Origin of the sequence: Streptomyces pactum (genome assembly GCF_002005225.1) — a bacterium.
GTDB classification, from domain to species: domain Bacteria; phylum Actinomycetota; class Actinomycetes; order Streptomycetales; family Streptomycetaceae; genus Streptomyces; species Streptomyces pactum_A.
The window spans coordinates 1,453,570-1,474,380 of sequence record NZ_CP019724.1 but is presented as its reverse complement, the minus strand read 5'-3'; the positions used below and the strand labels follow the sequence as shown (position 1 = coordinate 1,474,380).

Annotated in this window: 17 protein-coding genes; 16 read left to right on the top strand and 1 reads right to left on the bottom strand. The window is 72.1% G+C overall.

The features are described from left to right. The first annotated feature begins 142 nt into the window (after positions 1 to 142). From B1H29_RS06280 to B1H29_RS06225, 13 genes are all read left to right on the top strand, one after another. Positions 143 to 1,483, top strand: a complete 1,341-nt coding sequence (locus B1H29_RS06280; RefSeq protein WP_055419281.1) for an OFA family MFS transporter — start codon at positions 143 to 145, stop codon at positions 1,481 to 1,483. Then, complete coding sequence (locus B1H29_RS38450) at positions 1,452 to 1,595, top strand: MFS transporter small subunit (RefSeq protein ID WP_167392513.1); 144 nt, start codon at positions 1,452 to 1,454, stop codon at positions 1,593 to 1,595. Before B1H29_RS06280 ends, B1H29_RS38450 begins: the two co-directional genes overlap by 32 nt. 137 nt (positions 1,596 to 1,732) lie before the next feature. Then, positions 1,733 to 2,680, top strand: a complete 948-nt coding sequence (locus B1H29_RS06275; protein ID WP_055419280.1) for a beta-ketoacyl-ACP synthase III — start codon at positions 1,733 to 1,735, stop codon at positions 2,678 to 2,680. Positions 2,681 to 2,927: 247 nt separating this feature from the next. Further along, complete coding sequence (locus B1H29_RS06270) at positions 2,928 to 3,605, top strand: GntR family transcriptional regulator (protein WP_055419279.1); 678 nt, start codon at positions 2,928 to 2,930, stop codon at positions 3,603 to 3,605. A 240-nt stretch (positions 3,606 to 3,845) separates the two neighbouring features. After that, a complete protein-coding gene (locus B1H29_RS06265; protein WP_055419278.1) occupies positions 3,846 to 5,027 on the top strand; it encodes an ROK family protein in 1,182 nt (393 codons plus the stop codon). Between the two features lie 204 nt (positions 5,028 to 5,231). Further along, complete coding sequence (locus tag B1H29_RS06260; RefSeq protein WP_055419277.1) at positions 5,232 to 6,749, top strand: sugar ABC transporter ATP-binding protein; 1,518 nt, start codon at positions 5,232 to 5,234, stop codon at positions 6,747 to 6,749. Continuing rightward, positions 6,746 to 7,765: an ABC transporter permease gene (locus B1H29_RS06255; RefSeq protein ID WP_055419276.1), complete on the top strand. Its 1,020-nt coding sequence runs from the start codon at positions 6,746 to 6,748 to the stop codon at positions 7,763 to 7,765. Before B1H29_RS06260 ends, B1H29_RS06255 begins: the two co-directional genes overlap by 4 nt. A gap of 17 nt (positions 7,766 to 7,782) precedes the next feature. Further along, positions 7,783 to 8,829: a substrate-binding domain-containing protein gene (locus tag B1H29_RS06250; protein WP_055419275.1), complete on the top strand. Its 1,047-nt coding sequence runs from the start codon at positions 7,783 to 7,785 to the stop codon at positions 8,827 to 8,829. 85 nt (positions 8,830 to 8,914) lie between these two features. Then, positions 8,915 to 10,192 carry a Gfo/Idh/MocA family protein gene (locus tag B1H29_RS06245; RefSeq protein WP_055419274.1) on the top strand — a complete coding sequence of 426 codons (1,278 nt, stop codon included), beginning with the start codon at positions 8,915 to 8,917 and terminating at the stop codon, positions 10,190 to 10,192. 16 nt (positions 10,193 to 10,208) lie between these two features. Further along, entirely contained in the window at positions 10,209 to 11,207 is a 999-nt protein-coding gene (locus tag B1H29_RS06240; RefSeq protein ID WP_055419273.1) for a sugar phosphate isomerase/epimerase family protein, read from the top strand. Between the two features lie 335 nt (positions 11,208 to 11,542). Next, complete coding sequence (locus B1H29_RS06235; protein ID WP_055419272.1) at positions 11,543 to 15,268, top strand: ThuA domain-containing protein; 3,726 nt, start codon at positions 11,543 to 11,545, stop codon at positions 15,266 to 15,268. Between the two features lie 201 nt (positions 15,269 to 15,469). Further along, the gene (locus tag B1H29_RS06230) at positions 15,470 to 16,621 is read left to right on the top strand and encodes an inositol-3-phosphate synthase (protein WP_055419271.1); all 1,152 of its coding nucleotides are present in this window, start codon (positions 15,470 to 15,472) and stop codon (positions 16,619 to 16,621) included. Beyond that, positions 16,618 to 17,697 carry an SCO3242 family prenyltransferase gene (locus B1H29_RS06225; RefSeq protein WP_055419270.1) on the top strand — a complete coding sequence of 360 codons (1,080 nt, stop codon included), beginning with the start codon at positions 16,618 to 16,620 and terminating at the stop codon, positions 17,695 to 17,697. Before B1H29_RS06230 ends, B1H29_RS06225 begins: the two co-directional genes overlap by 4 nt. On the opposite strand, the gene B1H29_RS06220 is transcribed toward B1H29_RS06225, so the two are convergent. Beyond that, a complete protein-coding gene (locus B1H29_RS06220) occupies positions 17,690 to 18,265 on the bottom strand; it encodes a hypothetical protein (protein WP_055419269.1) in 576 nt (191 codons plus the stop codon). The genes B1H29_RS06225 and B1H29_RS06220 overlap by 8 nt on opposite strands. Between B1H29_RS06220 and B1H29_RS06215 the strand changes: the two genes are divergently transcribed. From B1H29_RS06215 to B1H29_RS06205, 3 genes are read left to right on the top strand one after another with little or no spacing between them, the layout of a single operon-like run. Continuing rightward, entirely contained in the window at positions 18,264 to 19,208 is a 945-nt protein-coding gene (locus B1H29_RS06215) for a sugar phosphate isomerase/epimerase family protein (protein WP_055419268.1), read from the top strand. The genes B1H29_RS06220 and B1H29_RS06215 overlap by 2 nt on opposite strands. 14 nt (positions 19,209 to 19,222) lie before the next feature. Then, positions 19,223 to 19,963: an EboA domain-containing protein gene (locus tag B1H29_RS06210; protein WP_079160055.1), complete on the top strand. Its 741-nt coding sequence runs from the start codon at positions 19,223 to 19,225 to the stop codon at positions 19,961 to 19,963. Next, a complete protein-coding gene (locus tag B1H29_RS06205) occupies positions 19,963 to 20,811 on the top strand; it encodes a TatD family hydrolase (protein ID WP_055419267.1) in 849 nt (282 codons plus the stop codon). Before B1H29_RS06210 ends, B1H29_RS06205 begins: the two co-directional genes overlap by 1 nt.

Genomic DNA, 20,811 nt, shown 5'->3' with positions numbered 1-20,811 from the left:
ACGCTCCGTCGGCCGTTCGCTTCTGTCGACGAAATATTGTCTACAGTATGGAGGTTGGCTCAGCAAGGCTTTGTGCAAGGACAGTGGTTGTCTGCTCAACTGTCTTCTCAACCGCTGTCCCCCTCCCTACGGTTGGGGACTCATGAGTCCCCCCGTCGCACCCCCGGGCTGGAGCCGCTGGCTCGTTCCCCCCGCCGCCCTCTCGGTCCACCTCTCCATCGGCCAGGCGTACGCCTGGTCCGTGTTCAAACCGCCCCTCGAGTCCGCGCTCGGCCTCAGCGGCACGCAGAGCGCGCTCCCCTTCCAGCTCGGCATCGTCATGCTCGGACTGTCGGCCGCGTTCGGCGGCACGCTCGTGGAGCGCCACGGACCGCGCTGGGCGATGACCGTCGCCCTGGTCTGCTTCTCGTCCGGCTTCCTGCTCTCCGCGCTCGGCGCGGCCGTGGAGCAGTACTGGCTGATCGTCCTCGGTTACGGCTTCGTCGGCGGGATCGGCCTCGGCATCGGCTACATCTCACCCGTCTCCACGCTGATCAAGTGGTTCCCGGACCGGCCCGGCATGGCCACCGGCATCGCCATCATGGGCTTCGGCGGCGGCGCGCTCATCGCCTCGCCCTGGTCGGCGCAGATGCTGAAGTCCTTCGGCTCCGACAGCTCCGGGATCGCCCTGGCCTTCCTCGTGCACGGACTGACGTACGCCGTCTTCATGCTGCTGGGTGTGCTGCTGGTACGGGTGCCGCGGCCGAAGGAGCGGGCGGACGGAGGGCCGGTGGTGCTCGACGGCGTCCAGGTCTCGGCGCGCGGTGCCATGCGCACGCCCCAGTTCTGGCTGCTCTGGGTCGTGCTCTGCATGAACGTCACGGCCGGCATCGGCATCCTGGAGAAGGCCGCGCCGATGATCACGGACTTCTTCGCCGACACCTCCACGCCGGTGTCGGCGACCGCCGCCGCGGGGTTCGTCGCCCTGCTCTCGGCGGCCAACATGGCGGGCCGGATCGGCTGGTCCTCGACCTCCGACCTGATCGGACGCAAGAACATCTACCGCGTCTACCTCGGCGTCGGCGCGCTGATGTACACGCTGATCGCCCTGTTCGGCGACTCCTCCAAACCGCTGTTCGTCCTGTGCGCCCTGGTCGTCCTGTCCTTCTACGGCGGCGGCTTCGCCACCATCCCGGCCTACCTCAAGGACCTCTTCGGCACCTACCAGGTGGGCGCGATCCACGGGCGGCTGCTCACCGCCTGGTCGACGGCCGGTGTCCTCGGACCGCTGATCGTGAACTGGATCGCCGACCGGCAGGAGGAGGCCGGGCGGCACGGCGCGGCCCTGTACGGGACGTCCTTCGTCATCATGATCGGACTGCTGGCCGTCGGCCTCGTCGCCAACGAACTCGTCCGTCCGGTCCACGCCCGCCACCACATCTCCGCCGCCCAGCCGCCGAAGGAGGCCACCGATGTCCGACGACAGCAGCCAGAGTCCGCCTGACCTGCCCGGCCAGCGGCCGCTGATCGCCTTCACCTGGCTCTGGGTGGGCGCGCCGCTCGCCTATGGGCTGTACGAACTCGTCCGGAAGGCGACCCAGCTCTTCACCGGGTGACGCACCAGGGGCGCCGGGGATGCTGACCGAAGCCGACAAGGCGTGCGCCCGTTTACTGTCGTATCACCTGCCGTCGTACCCGTCGGTCACTGATCACACTGGTGGATCCCGTACCCAAGGCATTGAGGACTCCACCCATGCGCGGCTCCCGCATCAGCGCCGTCGGCCATTACCAGCCCGCCCGGGTCCTCACCAACGAGGACCTGGCGGGCATGGTCGACACGAGCGACGAGTGGATCAGAAGCCGGGTGGGCATTCACTCCCGCCATATCGCCGGGCCCGACGAGCCGGTCGACGAGCTGGCCGGCCAGGCCGCGGCGAAGGCGCTCGCGGCGGCCGGGCTGACGCCCACCGACGTGGACATGGTCGTGGTCGCCACCTCCACCGCGATCGACCGCTCCCCGAACACCGCCGCCCGCGTCGCGGCCCGCCTCGGCATCCCGGGCCCCGCCGCGCTGGACGTCAACGTCGTGTGCGCGGGCTTCACCCACGCCCTGGCCACCGCGGACCACGCCGTACAGGCCGGGGCGTCGAGCAGGGCACTGGTGATCGGCGCGGACAAGATGTCCGAGGTGGCCGACTGGACCGACCGCACCACCTGCGTGCTCGTCGGCGACGGGGCGGGGGCCGCCGTCGTGGAGGCTTGCGCGCCCGGTGAGGAGGCGGGGATCGGCCCCGTGCTGTGGGGGTCGGTGCCCGAGATGAAGAACGCGGTCCGTATCGAGGGCACGCCACCCCGCTTCGCGCAGGAGGGGCAGAGCGTCTACCGCTGGGCGACCACCCGGCTGCCCGCCATCGCCCGCCAGGCCTGCGAGCGGTCCGGGCTGGCACCGGCCGACCTCGCCGCGGTCGTCCTGCACCAGGCGAACCTGCGCATCATCGAACCCCTCGCCGCGAAGATCGGCGCCGTCAACGCCGTCGTGGCCCGCGATGTCGTCGAGTCCGGCAACACCTCGGCGGCGAGCATCCCGCTCGCGCTCGCCAAGCTGGTGGAGCGGAACGAGATCACCAGCGGGGACCCGGTGCTGCTCTTCGGCTTCGGCGGGAACCTCTCCTACGCCGGACAGGTCGTCCGCTGTCCCTGAGCGGTCCCCGGACGGTTCGGCGGCGGCCTCGGTGCGGCCGGGTGTGACGTGGGCTACTCCCGGTCCTCCCACCCGTGCGCGCCGTAGACTGTAGACGAAAGACAATCGATACTCGGCCTAGCGGTCGTATCGCTTCGGCCGTACCGCGTGCGTCGTACCGCTTGTGTCATGTCGCGTGTGTCATGTCGCGTATGTCGTGTCGTGTGCGTCGTGTCGCGTTCGTTGGGCCGCTTTCGAGGGGGGACCGATGTTGTCCGCAGGACTGCCGCAGGGCGCGGTGCCCAAGCTCGAACGGCCCGGCCCGTTGCGTGACCGGGTCTACGAGGCGCTGCTCGAACTGATCACCACCCGGGCCCTCCAGCCCGGCCAGCACCTCGTCGAGAGCGAGCTGGCCGGTCACCTCGGCGTGTCGAGACAGCCCGTGCGCGAGGCCCTGCAGCGGCTCAACACCGAGGGCTGGGTGGATCTGCGGCCCGCGCAGGGCGCGTTCGTCCACGAGCCGACGGAGGAGGAGGCCGACCAGCTCCTGACGGTCCGTACGCTCCTGGAGGCCGAGGCGGCCCGGCTCGCCGCCGCCGACGCGGACAGCGCGGGCGTGGCCGCCCTGGAGGAGCTGTGCGAGGAGGGGGAACGGGCCGTCGCCGCCGACGACGTGGACGCCGCCGTAGCCGTCAACGCCAGATTCCACGCGAAGATCATGGAGCTGGCCGGCAACGCCGTCCTCGCCGAGCTCGCCGCTCAAGTCGACCGCCGGGTCCGCTGGTACTACACGCCCATCGCCCGGCAGCGCGGCCGGCAGTCGTGGATCGAGCACCGCGGCCTGATCGCCGCCATCACCGGCCGGGACGAACAGGCGGCGACGCGGCTGATGCGCGAGCACACCGAACACACGCGCCGTTCGTACCACGCGCGCGGAGAATCGTAAGGTCAGAGGCTGTTCACACGCCGTCCGGCACACCGGACTGGCGGCCCGTGCGGGTTTCACGGAGCCGAGCGCCCCACACTTCTTTGTCCACTCAGTGGAGAAAGTTCGCAGCAATTCGTGCGTGACTTCTTCCCACACCCGGCGCCCACTGCTACGTTCCCTTCGAAAGCAAGCCACTGGACGTGGCCGGGAACCGGCACACTCGAGGCCGATTGAGGCGGGGAGGGGCTCGTGAGACGCATGACGGCACGACCCGCGAACGCCCACCAAGCGCGACTGCTCCAGTTGTTGCGTGACGGAGGGCCCAATTCCCGTGCCCAGCTCGGCGACCAGGTCGACCTCTCCCGGTCGAAGCTGGCCGTCGAGGTGGACCGGCTGCTGGAGACGGAACTCGTCGTGGCCGACGGGCTCGCCGCCTCGCGCGGCGGGCGCCGCAGCCACAACATCCGTCTCAACCCACAACTGCGCTTCCTCGGCGTCGACATCGGCGCGACCTCGGTCGACGTCGCCGTCACCAACGCCGAACTGGAGATCCTCGGGCACATCAACCAGCCCATGGACGTACGCGAGGGTCCGGTCGCGGTCTTCGAGCAAGTACTGTCCATGGCCGCCAAGTTGCGGGCCTCGGGGCTCGCGGAGGGCTTCGACGGCGCCGGCATCGGCGTCCCGGGGCCGGTCCGCTTCCCCGAGGGTGTGCCGGTGGCTCCGCCGATCATGCCGGGCTGGGACGGCTTCCCCGTACGGGAGGCGCTCAGTCAGGAACTCGGCTGCCCGGTCATGGTCGACAACGACGTGAACCTGATGGCGCTGGGGGAGCAGCACGCGGGCGTCGCCCGCACCGTGCACGACTTCCTCGTCGTCAAGATCGGCACCGGTATCGGCTGCGGCATCGTCGTCGGCGGTGACGTCTACCGCGGGACGACGGGCAGCGCGGGCGACATCGGGCACATCCAGGCCGTGCCCGAAGGACGCCCGTGCGCCTGCGGCAACCGCGGCTGTCTGGAGGCCCACTTCAGCGGCGCGGCACTGGCCCGCGACGCCACGGAGGCCGCCCAGCAGGGCCGGTCGGCCGAACTCGCGAGCCGCCTGGAGACGAACGGCGACCTCAGCGCCGCCGACGTCGCCGCCGCGGCCGCCGCGGGGGACGCCACCGCGCTCGACCTGATCCGGGAGGGCGGCCGCAGCACCGGCCAGGTCATCGCCGGCCTGGTCAGCTTCTTCAACCCGGGCCTGGTGGTGATCGGCGGCGGGGTGACCGGCCTCGGCCACAACCTGCTCGCCGCGATCCGCACTCAGGTCTACCGCCAGTCGCTGCCCCTGGCGACCGGCAACCTGCCCATCGTACTGGGGGAGCTGGGTCCCACCGCCGGAGTCATCGGCGGGGCCCGGCTGATCAGCGACCACCTGTTCTCACCCGCCTAGGCACCACCCGCAAACCGGTACCACCCGCGACCCGCGCAGGCGTCACCGGCGACCCGCGCAGGCACCAAGCGGTTCCCGATCTCCATCAGCACAGTGCTCTGCCCCGCCCTGCCCTGTACCGCCCCACCCTGCCCTCTCCCGTCCGCCCCGCCCCGCCCTGCTCTGCCCTGACACCGGCCCGCATGCCCGCCGAGGGGACCTCACATGGCACCAGAACCACCGCTGCTCAGCATGTCCGGCATCACCAAGTCGTTCCCCGGAGTCCGGGCCCTGGACGGCGTCGACCTCGACGTCCAGGCCGGCGAGGTGCACTGCCTGCTCGGCCAGAACGGCGCCGGCAAGTCCACGCTCATCAAGGTGCTGGCCGGTGCCCACCAGCCCGACACCGGCACCATCCGCTGGCGCGGCGAGGACGTCACCCTGCGCTCGCCCATCGCGGCCATGCGCCTCGGCATCGCCACCATCTACCAGGAACTCGACCTGGTGGAGCACCTGTCGGTCGCCGAGAACGTCCACCTCGGCCACGAGCCGACCGCCGCCGGCTTCGTCGTACGGGGCAAGGCCGCCAAGGCGTCGACAGCCCGGCTGCTCAAGCGACTCGGACACCCGGAGGTCGATCCGGGACGACTGGTCGGCGAACTCTCCGCCGCACAGCAGCAGATCGTGTCCATGGCGCGGGCACTCTCGCACGACGTACGGCTGATCGTGATGGACGAGCCGTCCGCCGCGCTCGACCCGGACGAGGTCGACAACCTCTTCCGCATCGTCGCCGACCTCACCGCCGAGGGCGTCGCCGTCGTCTACATCTCGCACCGCCTGGAGGAGATCCGCCGCATCGGCGACCGGGTCACCGTCCTCAAGGACGGCCGGGCCGTCGCCGGCGGGCTGCCCGCCGAGTCGACGCCGACCAGCGAGGTGGTGGCGCTGATGACCGGACGCAACGTGGAGTACGTCTTCCCGGACCGGCCGGCCGCACCGCCTTCGGCCGAGCCCGTGCTGAGCGTGCGGGGCCTGTCCCGGGAGGGCGAGTTCGCACCCCTCGACCTGGAGATCCGCCCCGGAGAGATCGTCGGCCTCGCCGGCCTCGTCGGCTCCGGCCGCTCCGAGATCCTGGAGACGGTCTACGGAGCCCGCAAGGCGACCACCGGCCAGGTCCTGGTCGGCGGACGGCCGCTGCGCCCCGGCAGTGTGCGCGCCGCGGTCCGCGCCGGCCTGGGGCTCGCCCCCGAGGAACGCAAGGCACAGGCCCTGCTGATGCTGGAGTCCGTCACTCGCAACGTGTCGGTCTCCGCCATGTCCCGCTTCTCGCGCGGCGGCTGGATCGACCGCGGCGCGGAACTGGGGGCCGCCCGCGAGGCGACCCGCGAGCTGTCGCTGCGGCCCGACAACCCCTCCGCGCCCGTGCGCACCCTGTCCGGCGGCAACCAGCAGAAGGCGGTCCTCGCCCGCTGGCTGCTGCGCGGCTGCAAGGTCCTGCTGCTCGACGAACCCACCCGCGGCGTCGACGTCGGCGCCCGCGCCGAGCTCTACGCGGTCATCCGCCGTCTCGCCGACGAGGGCCTCGCCGTCCTGCTGGTCTCCAGCGAGGTGCCCGAGGTACTGGGCCTCGCCGACCGGGTGCTGGTGCTGCGCGAGGGCCGAGTCGTGCACGAGGCCCCCGCCCGCGAACTCGACGAACACCGCGTACTCGACCTCGTGATGGAAGGAAGCCCGGCGTCATGACGCAGCACGTCTCCCCGCCGCGGGACGGCACCGGCAAGGCGGCTCCGGTGGACGGTCCGCCCGCCTGGCGGGTCCAGTTGGGCCGCGCCGACGTCCGCACCCTCACCCTGCTCGGGGTGCTCGCCGCACTGGTCCTGATCGGCGGCATCACCCAGCCCGACGCGTTCCTGGACACCCGCAACCTCCAGTTGGTGCTCACCCAGGCGTCCGTGATCGGCGTCGTCACCGTCGGCATGACCTTCGTCATCGTCTCCGGCGGCATCGACCTGTCCGTCGGCGCCATCGTCGCCCTGGCCTCGGTCTGGGCGACCACGGTCGCCACCCAGGAGTACGGCTTCGTCGGCATCCTCTTCACGGCGATCGTGGTCGGTGTGGGCTGCGGACTGGTCAACGGGGTGCTCATCGCGTTCGGCCAGATGGTGCCGTTCATCGCCACCCTCGCCATGCTGGCCTCGGCGCGCGGTCTCGCGCTGCAGATCACCGACGGCCGGACCCAGGTCGTCACGGTCCCCAGCGTCCTGGACCTCGGCGAGCGCGACGCCTACGTGCTCGGCATCCCTCCCCTGGTTCTGGTGTTCGCGGCCGTCACCGTCATCGGCTGGCTGGTGCTCAACCGGACCACCTTCGGCCGCCGCACGGTGGCCGTCGGCGGCAACGCGGAGGCCGCCCGGCTCGCCGGCATCGACGTCCGCCGCCAGCGGCTCTACCTCTACCTGCTGTCCGGGCTCTGCTGCGGCATCGCCGCCTTCCTGCTGATCGTCCTGGCCGGCTCCGGCCAGAACACCAACGGCAACCTCTACGAACTCGACGCCATCGCCGCGGCGATCATCGGCGGAACGCTCCTGACCGGCGGGCGCGGCCACATCCTCGGCTCCGTGCTCGGCGTCCTGATCTTCACCACGATCACCAACATCTTCGCCCTGAACAACCTGCAGAGCGACGTCCAGCAGATCGCCAAGGGCGCGATCATCGTCGCCGCCGTGCTGGTCCAGCGACGTACCGCAAGCACGCATTGAGGAAAGGGTTCACCGTCATGACGAAGCTCACGAGTCGCAGAGGACTGCTCTTCGGAGCCGCCGCCGTGTCCGCCGGTGCCGTCCTCACCGGGTGCACCAGCAACGAGACCGACGACGGAGGCGACAAGGCGTCCGCCAACGACCAGCCGGTCGCCGACGACAAGCCGGGCAAGCAGGTCACCATCGGCTACGCCGGCCCGCAGGCCGACCACGGCTGGCTCAACGCCATCAACGACAACGCCCAGAAGCGCGCCGAGAAGTACTCGGACGTGACCATGGAGGTCACCGAGGGCTCGAACGACACGGCCCAGCAGATCGGCCAGATCGAGACCCTCATCAACAAGAAGGTCGACGTCCTGGTGGTGCTGCCCGCCGACGGCAAGGCCCTCACCCAGGTCGGGCTGAAGGCCATGCGCGCCGGCATCCCCGTCGTCAACCTCGACCGCATCTTCAACAGCCCCCAGGCCTACCGCTGCTGGATCGGCGGCGACAACTACGGCATGGGCCTCAACGCCGCCCACTACATCGGCGAGAAGCTCAAGGACACGCCGGACGCCAAGGTCATCGAGCTGGCCGGCCTGGACAACCTGGAACTGACCAAGCAGCGTACCCAGGGCTTCGACGACGGCCTGAAGAACTACCCGAACATCCAGAAGGTGGCCCGCCAGGCCGCCGAGTTCACGGTCGAGTCCGGCCAGGCCAAGATGGCCCAGTTGCTCCAGGCCCAGTCGGACTTCGACGCCCTGTGGAACCACGACGACGACCAGGGCGTGGGCGCGCTGCGCGCCATCGAGCAGGCCGGGCGCGACGACTTCCTGATGGTCGGCGGCGCGGGCGCGCTCTCCGCCTTCCAGGCCATCAAGGCGGACAGCGGCGTCCTGAAGGCGACCGTGCTGTACCCGCCGACCATGGCCGCCTCCGCGATCGACCTGGCCCGCGCCCTCGGACAGGGCAAGGGAGTCTCCGGCCTCGCCGAGTTCGAGATCCCGTCGACCGTCACCTGCTACTCGGCCGTCGTCGACAAGGAGAACGTCGACCAGTACATGTCCACGGGCTTCAAGTGAGGGGCGCCGCCCCGGCAGCGGCCTGACCAGCCTGCCGGGGCGGGGCCCACCCCCACCGCGCCACCACGACGAGGAGGACATCCGCATGGGACAGCCGCAGCAGCCCGAGGGGGCCGGGGCGGAGGCATCAGCCGCCGGAACCGGTACCGACAGCGGGACCGGCACCAGGGCGACGGGGGCATCCGCGACCAGACCGCCGCTGCGCGTCGGCATGGTCGGCTACGCCTTCATGGGTGCCGCACACTCCCAGGGCTGGCGCACCGCCGGCCGGGTCTACGACCTGCCGCTGAACCCGGTCATGTCCGCGATCTGCGGCCGGGACGCCGACGCCGTCCGCACGGCGGCCGACCGTCACGGCTGGGCGAGCACCGAGACCGACTGGCGGACCCTGGTGGAGCGGGACGACATCGACCTCGTCGACGTCTGCACCCCCGGCGACAGCCACGCCGAGATCGCCCTGGCCGCGCTCGCCGCCGGGAAGCACGTCCTGTGCGAGAAGCCGCTGGCCAACACCGTCGCGGAGGCGGAGGCGATGACCCGGGCGGCCGACGAGGCGGGCGCGCGCGGCCAGTTGGCGATGGTCGGGTTCAACTACCGCCGGGTACCGGCCACCGCGCTCGCCCGCCGGATGGTGGGCCAGGGCCGCATCGGCCGGCTGCGGCACGTGCGGGTGACGTACCTCCAGGACTGGCTGGTGGACCCCCAGGCGCCGCTGACCTGGCGGCTGCGCAAGGAGCTGGCCGGGTCCGGAGCCCTCGGTGACCTGGGCGCGCACATCGTGGACCTCGCCCAGTACCTGACGGGGGAGCGGATCGCGGGCGTCTCCGCCCTCACCGAGACCTTCGTACGGGAACGCCCGCTGCCCGAGGGCGCCGCCCGGGGACTGTCGGCGGGCTCGGCTGACGGGGTAACGGGGCAGGTCACCGTGGACGACGCCGCCGTGTTCACCGGCCGCCTGACCTCCGGCGCCCTGGTCTCCTTCGAGGCCACCCGGTACGCCACCGGCCGCAAGAACGCCCTGCGCATCGAACTCAATGGCGAGCGCGGCTCGCTCGCCTTCGACCTGGAGCGGCTCAACGAGCTGTCCTACCACGACGGTACCGAGCCGGGGGAGCACGCCGGGTTCCGCCGCATCCTCGTCACCGAGCCCGAGCACCCCTACCTGGACGCCTGGTGGCCGCCGGGGCACGGACTCGGCTACGAGCACACCTTCGTGCACCAGGTGCGCGACCTCGTCCACGCCGTCGCCGAGGGCCGCCGGCCCGAGCCGTCCTTCGCCGACGGGCTGCAGGTGCAGCGCGTGCTGGCGGCAGTGGAGGAGAGCGCCGAGAAGAACTCCGTCTACACCCCGATCGCCCCCTGAGGAGGCCGGCAGCGACATGCCACGCAACTTCACTCTCTTCACCGGTCAGTGGGCGGACCTGCCTCTGGAGGAGGTCTGCCGCCTCGCCCGCGACTTCGGCTACGACGGTCTCGAACTCGCCTGCTGGGGCGACCACTTCGAGGTCGACAAGGCCCTGGCCGACCCCTCGTACGTGGAATCGCGCCATCAACTGCTCGACAAGTACGGGCTGAAGTGCTGGGCGATCTCCAACCACCTGGCCGGCCAGGCGGTCTGTGACGCCATCATCGACGAACGCCACGAGGCCATCCTGCCCGCCCGCATCTGGGGCGACGGCGACGCGGAGGGCGTGCGGCAGCGCGCCGCCGCCGAGATCAAGGACACCGCACGGGCCGCGGCACGCCTCGGCGTCGACACCGTCATCGGCTTCACCGGATCGGCCATCTGGCACCTGGTCGCCATGTTCCCGCCCGCCCCCGAGTCGATGATCGAACGCGGTTACCAGGACTTCGCGGACCGCTGGAACCCGATCCTCGACGTCTTCGACGCCGAGGGCGTGCGGTTCGCCCACGAGGTCCACCCCAGTGAGATCGCGTACGACTACTGGACCACCCAGCGGGCCCTGGAGGCGGTCGGCCACCGGCCCGCCTTCGGTCTGAACTTCGACCCGTCCCACTTCGTGTGGCAGGACCTCGACCCGGTCGGCTTCCTGTGGGACTTCCGCGACCGGATCTACCACGTCGACTGCAAGGAGGCCCGAAAGCGCCTCGACGGCCGCAACGGGCGGCTCGGCTCCCACCTGCCGTGGGGCGACCCGCGCCGCGGCTGGGACTTCGTGTCGGCCGGCCACGGCGACGTCCCCTGGGAGGACGTCTTCCGCATGCTGCGCTCCATCGACTACCAGGGCCCCGTGTCCGTCGAGTGGGAGGACGCCGGCATGGACCGGCTCCAGGGCGCCCCCGAGGCCCTCACCCGCCTCAAGGCCTTCGACTTCGAGCCGCCGAGCGCGTCCTTCGACGCCGCGTTCAACAGCTGATCCGCGGCGCGTCCAAAAGCTGCTCGCCACCGCGTCGGGAAGCTGGTCCGGCTGCGCGTCCGGCCGCCGGCCCGCGCGCCGGCGGCGGGTCGGGGACCGGGGACCGGAAGGTCCGCCGGTCCCCGGTCCGGCCTGCCCCGACCCCGCTTTGTCCTGTATTGGGAAAAAGTTCAACCGTTTCTGATCCAAGGGGTGTTCGCCCCGGAAGAACGCGGTTACCGTCCCTGAAGTGTTCAGGACACCCACACCGCCGGGGTGACGGCGCACCCCGGCGCCCGCCGCATCGCAGTCTTCGCACCCGTTCCGTACGGCCCACCCGTTCCCGGAGGGACTTCGTGCACAGAAGCAGACTCAAAAGCACCGGCAACAGCACCAGCGCCAAGAGGCGTCCCAGGCTCCGCACCACCCTCGCCCTGTTCACCGGTCTGATGCTGGCCGTGGGCACCCCGGCGACCGTAGCCGGCGCACAGCCGTCGGCCGACGAACCGGCCGCCGCCGAAGGCCAGTTCCAGCAGGTACCGCTGGCCAAGGGCGAGCCCGAGATGGGCGAGCCGATGTCGCTCGCCGTGCTCCCGGACCGCAGCGTCCTGCACACCTCGCGCGACGGCACGCTGCGCCTCACCGACCAGGGCGGCGTCACCAAGGTCGCCGGCAAGCTCGACGTCTACAGCCATGACGAGGAGGGCCTGCAGGGCGTCGGCATCGACCCGGACTTCGAGAACAACCGGGCGATCTACCTCTACTACGCCCCGCCGCTGGACACCCCCGCGGGTGACGCCCCCGAGACCGGCACCGCCGAGGACTTCAAGAAGTTCGACGGCGTGAACCGCCTCTCCCGCTTCGTCCTCAACCCCAACGGCACGCTGGACATGGCCAGCGAGAAGAAGGTCCTGGACGTCGCGGCCTCCCGCGGCACCTGCTGCCACGTCGGCGGCGACATCGACTTCGACGCCGAGGGCAACCTCTACCTGTCCACCGGCGACGACACCAACCCCTTCGCCTCCGACGGCTTCACGCCGATCGACGACCGCCCCGGCCGCAACCCGGCCTTCGACGCCCGCCGCAGCTCCGGCAACACCAACGACCTGCGCGGCAAGATCCTGCGCATCAAGGTCGCCGAGGACGGCTCGTACACCGTTCCGGAGGGCAACCTCTTCGCCCCGGGCACCGAGAAGACCCGTCCCGAGATCTACGCGATGGGCTTTCGCAACCCGTTCCGCATGAGCGTCGACGACGAGACCGGCACGGTCTACGTCGGCGACTACGGCCCCGACGCGGGCGCCGCCGACCCGAACCGGGGCCCGGCGGGACAGGTCGAGTTCGCCAAGGTCACCAAGCCCGCCAACTTCGGCTGGCCCTTCTGCACCGGTGACAACGACGCCTACGTCGACTACGACTTCGCCACCAAGACCTCCGGTGACAAGTTCGACTGCGCCGCCCCGAAGAACACCTCGCCGCACAACACGGGCCTCGTCGACCTGCCGCCCGCGCAGGCCGCGTGGATCCCGTACGACGACGGCAGCGTGCCCGAGTTCGGCAGCGGCTCGGAGTCCCCGATGGCCGGCCCGGTCTACCGCTACGACCCCGAGCTGGACTCCTCCGTGAAGTTCCCCGAGGAGTACGACGGCGACTTCTTCGCGGGCGAGTTCGGCCGCCGCTGGATCAAGCGGATCGAGCAGAACGCCGACGGCACGGTCGCGAAGATCAACGATTTCCCGTGGACCGGCACCCAGATCATGGACATGGAGTTCGGCCCCGACGGCGCGCTCTACGTCCTCGACTACGGCGTCTCCTGGTTCCAGGGCGACGAGAACTCCGCGCTGTACCGGATCGAGAACGCCGAGGACGGCTTCTCGCCGATCGCCGAGGTGAGCGCGAACAAGACGTCCGGCGCGGCCGGCCTGAAGGTCAAGTTCACCGCCTCCGCCAAGGACGCCGACTCCCCGGACCTCACCTACAGCTGGGACTTCGGCGACGGCACCAAGGGCGAGGGCCTCACCCCGACCCACAAGTACAAGAAGGTCGGCACCTACACCGCGACCTTCACCGCGAAGGACCCCGAGGGCAACACCGGCAACGCCAGTGTCCGGATCGTGGTGGGCAACACCGAGCCCAAGGTGAAGATCGAGATCCCGGGCAACGGCAGCCTCGCCGCCTTCGGCGAGCCCGTTCCCTTCAAGGTGAAGGTCACCGACCCCGAGGAGACCGTCGACTGCTCCAGGGTCAAGGTCGCCTACAGCCTCGGCCACGACTCCCACGCCCACGAGCTGACCAGCGAGATGGGCTGTGAGGGCACCCTCACCCCGCCCCCGGGCGACGGCGGTCACGACCCCAACGCCGACATCTACGGCGTGGTCGGCGCCAGCTACACCGACGGCGGGGCGAACGGCCAGGAGGCCCTGACCGGCACCGCGCGCACCGTCATCCAGCCGCTGCACCGCCAGGCCGAGCACTTCACCACCCAGTCCGGCGTGGCGGCGATCGACAAGACCGGCGCCAACGGCGGCAAGACCGTCGGCGACATCCACGACGGTGACTGGATCTCCTTCAGCCCCTACAAGTTCGACGGGCAGAAGAAGCTGACCGTCCGGGCCTCCTCCGGCGGCGCCGGCGGCTTCCTCGAGCTGCGCACCGGCTCACCCACCGGCAAGCTGCACGGCTCGGCGTACATTCCGCCGACCGGGAGCTGGGAGACGTTCCAGAACGTCGACGTGCCGCTGCGCTCGCTGCCCAAGCGCACCACGGAGATCTACCTGGTCTTCCGGGGCGGCGACGGCGCCCTGTACGACGTGGACGACTTCGAATTCTCCAAGGAGCCGTTCAAGAAGGGCAAGAAGGTCCTGGTCTTCTCCAAGACGGCCGGCTTCCGCCACGACTCCATCCCGCAGGGCATCGCCGCCCTGAAGGAGCTGGGTGCCCCGGCCGGCATCTCGGTCACCGCGACCGAGGAAGCCGGGCAGTTCACCACGGCCAACCTCGCCAAGTACGACGCGGTGGCCTTCCTGTCCACCACCGGCGACGTCCTGGGCGCCGACCAGCAGAAGGCGTTCGAGGACTACGTCGAGAACGGCGGCGGCTACATGGGCATCCACGCCGCCGCCGACACCGAGTACGACTGGGAGTTCTACGGCGGCCTCGTCGGCGCCTACTTCGACTCGCACCCGGCCATCCAGAAGGCCACCGTGCGTGTCCACGACCACGACCACCCGTCCACCGCGCACCTGGGCGACACCTGGGAGCGCACCGACGAGTGGTACAACTACCGCACCAACCCGCGTGAGCAGGCCAAGGTCCTCGCCACCCTCGACGAGACCACCTACGAGGGCGGCACCATGAAGGGCGACCACCCGATCGCCTGGTGCCAGAGCTACGGCGGCGGCCGCTCCTTCTACACCGGCGGCGGCCACACCAAGGAGTCGTACGCCGACGAGGCCTTCCGCAGCCACCTGCTCGGCGGCATGCGGTACGCCACCGGCCAGGTGAAGGCGGACTGCAAGCCGAGCAAGGGCTACCGGGACATCTTCAACGGCCAGACCCTGGACGGCTGGAAGCAGGCCGGCCCCGGCAAGTTCGTCGTCAAGGACGGCACCATGGTGTCCGAGGGCGGCATGGGCCTGCTCTGGTACCAGGCCAAGGAGCTGGAGTCGTACTCCCTCAAGCTCGACTGGAAGATGCGGGGCGACGACAACTCCGGGATCTTCGTGGGCTTCCCGGCCTCCGACGACCCCTGGTCCGCGGTGAACAAGGGCTACGAGATCCAGATCGACGCCACGGACGCGCCCGACCGCACCACGGGCTCCGTCTACTCGTTCAAGTCGGCGAACATCAAGGCCCGTGACCAGGTCCTGCGGCCGCCCGGCCAGTGGAACTCCTACGAGATCAAGGTCCGGGGCGAACGCCTCCAGGTGTTCCTCAACGGAGTCAAGATCAACGACTTCACCAACAAGGACCCCGAGCGGAGCCTGACCGACGGCTACATCGGCCTGCAGAACCACGGCGCCGACGACCAGGTCTCCTTCCGCGACATCCAGTTGAAGGAACTGCCCGCCAAGGGCCACTAGAACGGCGGCGGGCGGAGGACGCCGGACCTCCGCCCGCCGCTCCCCGGGGGGTGCACGTCGGCTTGCGCGTGCGCGATCGCCCATGTGCGCGATCGCGTCCGAGTGTGAGGGCCGGCGTGTGTGCGACCGCTTGTGTCTGTTCGACCGCTTGAGAGTACTGGCGCTTGTGTGTGTTCGACGCGCTCGACAAGGAGGCTGCCCATGTCCGCGTCCCCCTCTGGTTCCCATGGCTCCCGCACCGGTGTCTGGCTGATCGGAGCCCGTGGCTCCGTCGCCACCACGGTGGTGGCGGGCTGCGCCGCCGTGACCGCGGGACTGCACCCGCCGACCGGCATGGTCACCGAAACCCCCGACTTCGCCGACACCGGGCTGCCCGCCCTGTCGTCCCTCGTCTTCGGCGGCCACGACACCGTGGACTGCCCTCTGCCCAAGCGGGCGGAGGCCCTGGCCGACGGGGGCGTGCTGCCGCCCGGACTGCCCTCGGCCGTGGGCGCCGAACTGGCCGCCGCCGACCGCGAGATCCGCCCCGGCGGCCCCCTGCCCGGCGACACGCGCGACGAGGACGAACTGATCGCCGCCTTCGCCGCGGACATCACCGACTTCGTACGACGCTCGGGGGCAGACCGGGCGGTAGTGGTGAACGTGGCCTCCACCGAGCCCGCCCCCACCGGCCGCACCCTGCCGGCCAGCTCGCTGTACGCGGCCGCGGCACTGCGCGCCGGCTGTCCGTACGTCAACTTCACCCCGTCGACCGGCCTGCACCACCCCGAGCTGGCCGCCCGGGCGGCCGCGGCCGGCCTCCCGTACGCGGGCCGGGACGGCAAGACCGGCCAGACCCTGTTGCGCTCGGTGCTGGGCCCGATGTTCGCGCAGCGCGCGCTCACCGTACGCGCCTGGTCCGGCACCAACCTCCTCGGCGGCGGCGACGGCGCTGCCCTCGCCGACCCCGCGGCCGCCGCCGCCAAGAACGCCGGCAAGGAACGCGTCCTCGCCGACACCCTCGGCGCGCCCGTCGAGGGCGAGGTCCACATCGACGACGTGCCCGCGCTCGGCGACTGGAAGACGGCCTGGGACCACATCGCCTTCGACGGCTTCCTCGGCGCCCGGATGTTCCTGCAGACCACCTGGCAGGGCTGCGACTCCGCGCTCGCCGCGCCGCTCGTCCTCGACCTGGCCCGGCTGGCCGCCCGCGCCCAGGAGCGGGGCCTGTCCGGCCCGCTGAGCGAACTGGGCTTCTACTTCAAGGACCCGGTCGGGGACGGCCCGTCGTCACTGGCCGGACAGTACGCGGAGCTGTTGCGTTTCGCCGAGCGGTTGCGGGACGGCGCCGACGGTCGCGGGGCGCAGCGGTGAGCCGCACGGTCGCCACGACGCGGGGCACGCCCGCGCCGGCCGGGTCGCCGGCGGCGGACGCCCCCGCGCCGGGAGGCATCGCCCCGCCCTCCCGCGGCGCCGCGCCCCACGCCCACCGTCCCCGCTCCGGCCACGCCGGTGCCTGGGCCGAACTGCTGCGCCTGCCCGCGTTGTTCACCGTCCCCGGTGACGCCCTGGCCGGCGCGGCGGCGGCCGGCGCGCGTCCCGGGCCCCGCACGCTGCTCGCCATCGGCTCCTCCCTGTGCCTGTACGAGGCCGGCATGGCCCTGAACGACTGGGCGGACCGCGCCGAGGACGCCGTGGAGCGCCCGCACCGCCCACTGCCGTCCGGCCGCGTCCGACCGGCCGCCGCCCTCACCGCGGCCTGTGGCCTCACCGGCGCCGGTCTGCTGCTCGCCGCCCGTGCCGGCCGGCCCGCCCTCGCGGTGGCCGCGCCGCTGGCGGCGACCGTCTGGGCCTACGACCTGGCGCTGAAGCACACACCCGCCGGGCCGGTGGCCATGGCCGCCGCCCGCGGACTTGACCTGCTCCTGGGCGCGGCCGCCACCGGCGGCGGCACCCGCGCCGCGCTGCCCTCCGCCGCGCTGCTCGGCAGCCACACCCTCGCGGTCACGGCCGTCTCCCGCAAGGAGACCACCGGCGGCTCGACGCTGGCCCCGCTGGCGGCCCTCGCGACGACGGGGGTACTGGCCCGGCTGGTCACCCACCGCCGCACCCGACCCCCGGCAGGCCGGCGGGCAGCAGCCGCCCCCGGCCTGCCGGGCTCCACCCCCGCCGAGGGCCGGTCCTGGGACACCGGTGGCGCCCTGGTCACCGCCCTGACCGCCGCGTACGCCGCCACGGCCGCCCGCCCCTACTTCCACGCCACGCTCAACCCCTCACCGCCGCTCACCCAACGCGCCGTCGGCGGCGGCATCCGGGCCACGATCCCGCTCCAGGCCGCGCTCGCCGCCCGTTCCGGCGCGGTGGCCACGGCCCTCGTGGCCGCGGCCCTGGCCCCGGCCGGCCGGATGTTCGCGAGGCGGGCCGGCATGAGGAAGGTGAGCATCACATGAGCCGGAACCCCCACCGGGGGCCGAACGCGACCACCTCCACGCCGACCTCCACGCCGGCGTCCACGGCCGCGCCAGTCCCCGCCTCCGAGTCCGCGTCCGTGTCTGTCCCCGCCTCCGCCACAGCGTCCATGGCCCCGCCCGCCTCCGCGTCCGAGTCCGTGTCCGTCCCCGCGTCGGCGTCCACGGCCGGGCCTGTCCCCGCCTCCGAGTCCGCGTCCGTGTCTGTCCCCGCCTCCGCCACAGCGTCCATGGCCCCGCCTGCCTCCGCGTCCGTCCCCGCGTCGGCGTCCACGGCCGGGCCTGTCCCCGCCTCCGCGTCCGAGTCCGTGTCCGTCCCCGCGTCGGCGTCCACGGCCGCGCCAGTCCCCGCCTCCGAGTCCGTGTCCGCCTCCGCGTCCACGGCCGCGCCAGTATCCGCCTCCCGGTCTGTCCCTGACTCCGCGTCCACGTCCATAGCCGCGTCCGCCGCGACCCTCGCGGTCGAGCGGGCTTCCACGTCCGCGGGAGCCTCGGTCTCCGCCGCCGCGTCCGCGGCTGCCTCGACGCCTGCCTCCGGGGCCCCGCCCATGGCCGCCTCCGCGTCCGCGGGCTCGCGGAGGGTCCCGGGCGGTGTCCCCCCGTCCCCTCTCCGCTTCGGCTACGGCACCAACGGCCTCGCCGACCTCCGTCTCGACGACGCCCTCGCCCTCCTCGCCGACCTCGGCTACGACGGCGTCGGTCTCACCCTCGACCACATGCACCTCGACCCGCTCGCCGACGACCTGGCCGCCCGCACCCGCCGGGTCGCACACCGGCTGGACGCGCTCGGCCTGGGCGTCACCGTGGAGACGGGCGCCCGCTATGTGCTGGACCCGCGCCGCAAGCACGGACCCTCCCTCCTCGACCCGGACCCGGACGACCGAGCCCGCCGCGCCGATCTCCTGGTCCGCGCCGTCCGGGTCGCCGCCGACCTCGGGGCCCACGCGGTGCACTGCTTCAGCGGGATCACCCCGGCCGGGACGGACGAGGACACGGCGTGGCAGCGGCTGGCCGAGTCCCTCGCCCCAGTCCTGGACGTCGCCGCCGGCGAGGGCGTCCCCTTGGCCGTCGAACCCGAACCGGGCCACCTCCTCGCCACCCTCGCCGACTTCCACCGACTGCGCCGCACCCTCGGCGACCGGGAGCACCTCGGCCTCACCCTGGACATCGGCCACTGCCAGTGCCTCGAACCCCTCCCTCCCGCCGACTGCGTGCGCGCCGCCGCCCCCTGGCTGCGCCACGTACAGATCGAGGACATGCGCCGCGGCGTCCACGAACACCTCCCCTTCGGTGACGGCGAGATCGACTTCCCGCCCGTTCTCGAGGCCCTCGCCGCCACCGGCTACCAGGGCCTGACCGTCGTCGAACTGCCGCGCCACTCCCACGCGGGCCCACACTTCGCCGAACGCTCCCTGCCCTTCCTCCGCAGGGCCGCGGCAGCGGCCGCGTCCCCCCGCACGAACCGCTCGGGCGAGCCCTCCGCCACCCGCTGAAGGGAGCCACACCCATGAAGCAGCCACCCGCCACCCACGTCACCACCCCCGCCACCCAGGGCGTGGACGGCACGGCCGCCGGGCAGGACCCCCAGGGCACCACCCCCGCCCACGTCCCGCCGGCCGACCTGCGCGCCGCTCTCACCGCCGAGCTCGGCGGAGCCGCCCGGGCCTGGCTGGACCAGGCCCTGGACGAGGCGGCCGCCCACCCCGGCGGCCACGGGCCCATCTCCGTCTGGGAGCTGCGCCTCGCCGAGGCGGGCCGCCGCTGCGGCCCCGCCCACGCCGACGCCGCTCGCGTCCTCGTCCTGCACGCGGCCCGCGCCGACACGGACGCGCTGACCCGGGTCTACTTCCAGGGCACCGCCGACGAACGCCGCGCCGTCCTGTACGCCCTGCCCCACCTCGTGCCCGGCCCCGACGCCCTCCCGCTCGTCGAGGACGCCCTGCGCACCAACGACACCAGGTTGGTGGCCGCCGCCCTCGGCCCGTACGCCGCCCGGCACCTGGATCCGCACCAGTGGCGGCACGCCGTACTGAAGTGCCTGTTCACCGGCGTCCCCGTCGACCGCGTGGCGGACCTCGACCGCCGGGCGGGCGGCGACGCGGAACTCGCCCGCATGCTCGCCGACTACGCCGCCGAACGCACCGCCGCGGGCCGCCCGGTCCCCGAAGACCTGCACCGCGTCCTGGCCCTGACCGAGCCCGCGCACTCCTCGCACGGCACGGCCGGCCCCCACGGCAAGGAGTCCTGATGCGCATCTTCGACCCCCACATCCACATGACCTCCCGCACCACCGACGACTACGAGGCGATGCACGCCGCGGGTGTCCGCGCCGTCGTCGAGCCCTCGTTCTGGCTCGGCCAGCCCCGCACGTCGCCCGCCTCCTTCCGGGACTACTTCGACGCCCTGCTCGGCTGGGAGCCCTTCCGCGCGGCCCAGTACGGCATCGCCCACCACTGCACCATCGCCCTCAACCCCAAGGAGGCGAACGACCCCCGGTGCCTCCCCGTCCTCGACGAACTGCCCCGCTACCTCGTCAAGGACCGCGTCGTGGCCGTCGGTGAGATCGGCTACGACTCGATGACCCCGGCCGAGGACACCGCCCTGGCCACCCAGCTCCAGCTCGCCGCCGACCACGGTCTGCCCGCCCTCGTGCACACCCCGCACCGGGACAAGCTCGCCGGCCTGCGGCGCACCCTGGACGTCGTGCGCGAATCCGCGCTGCCCACCGACCGGGTGCTGGTCGACCACCTCAACGAGACCACCGTCAAGGAGGCCAAGGACAGCGGCGCCTGGCTCGGTTTCTCCGTCTATCCGGACACCAAGATGGACGAGGCCCGGATGGTCGCCCTCCTGAGCGAGTACGGCCCGGAACAGGTCCTGGTGAACTCCGCCGCCGACTGGGGCAGGAGCGACCCGCTCAAGACCCGCAAGGTCGGCGACCTGATGCTCGCCGAGGGTTTCACCGAGGACGACGTGGACCGGGTGCTGTGGCGCAACCCCGTCGCCTTCTACGGGCTCAGCGGGCGGCTGGTCCTCGACGTGACCTCGGCCGACGCCACGCACGAGGGCAACTCCATCCTGCGCGGCGGGGAGTGA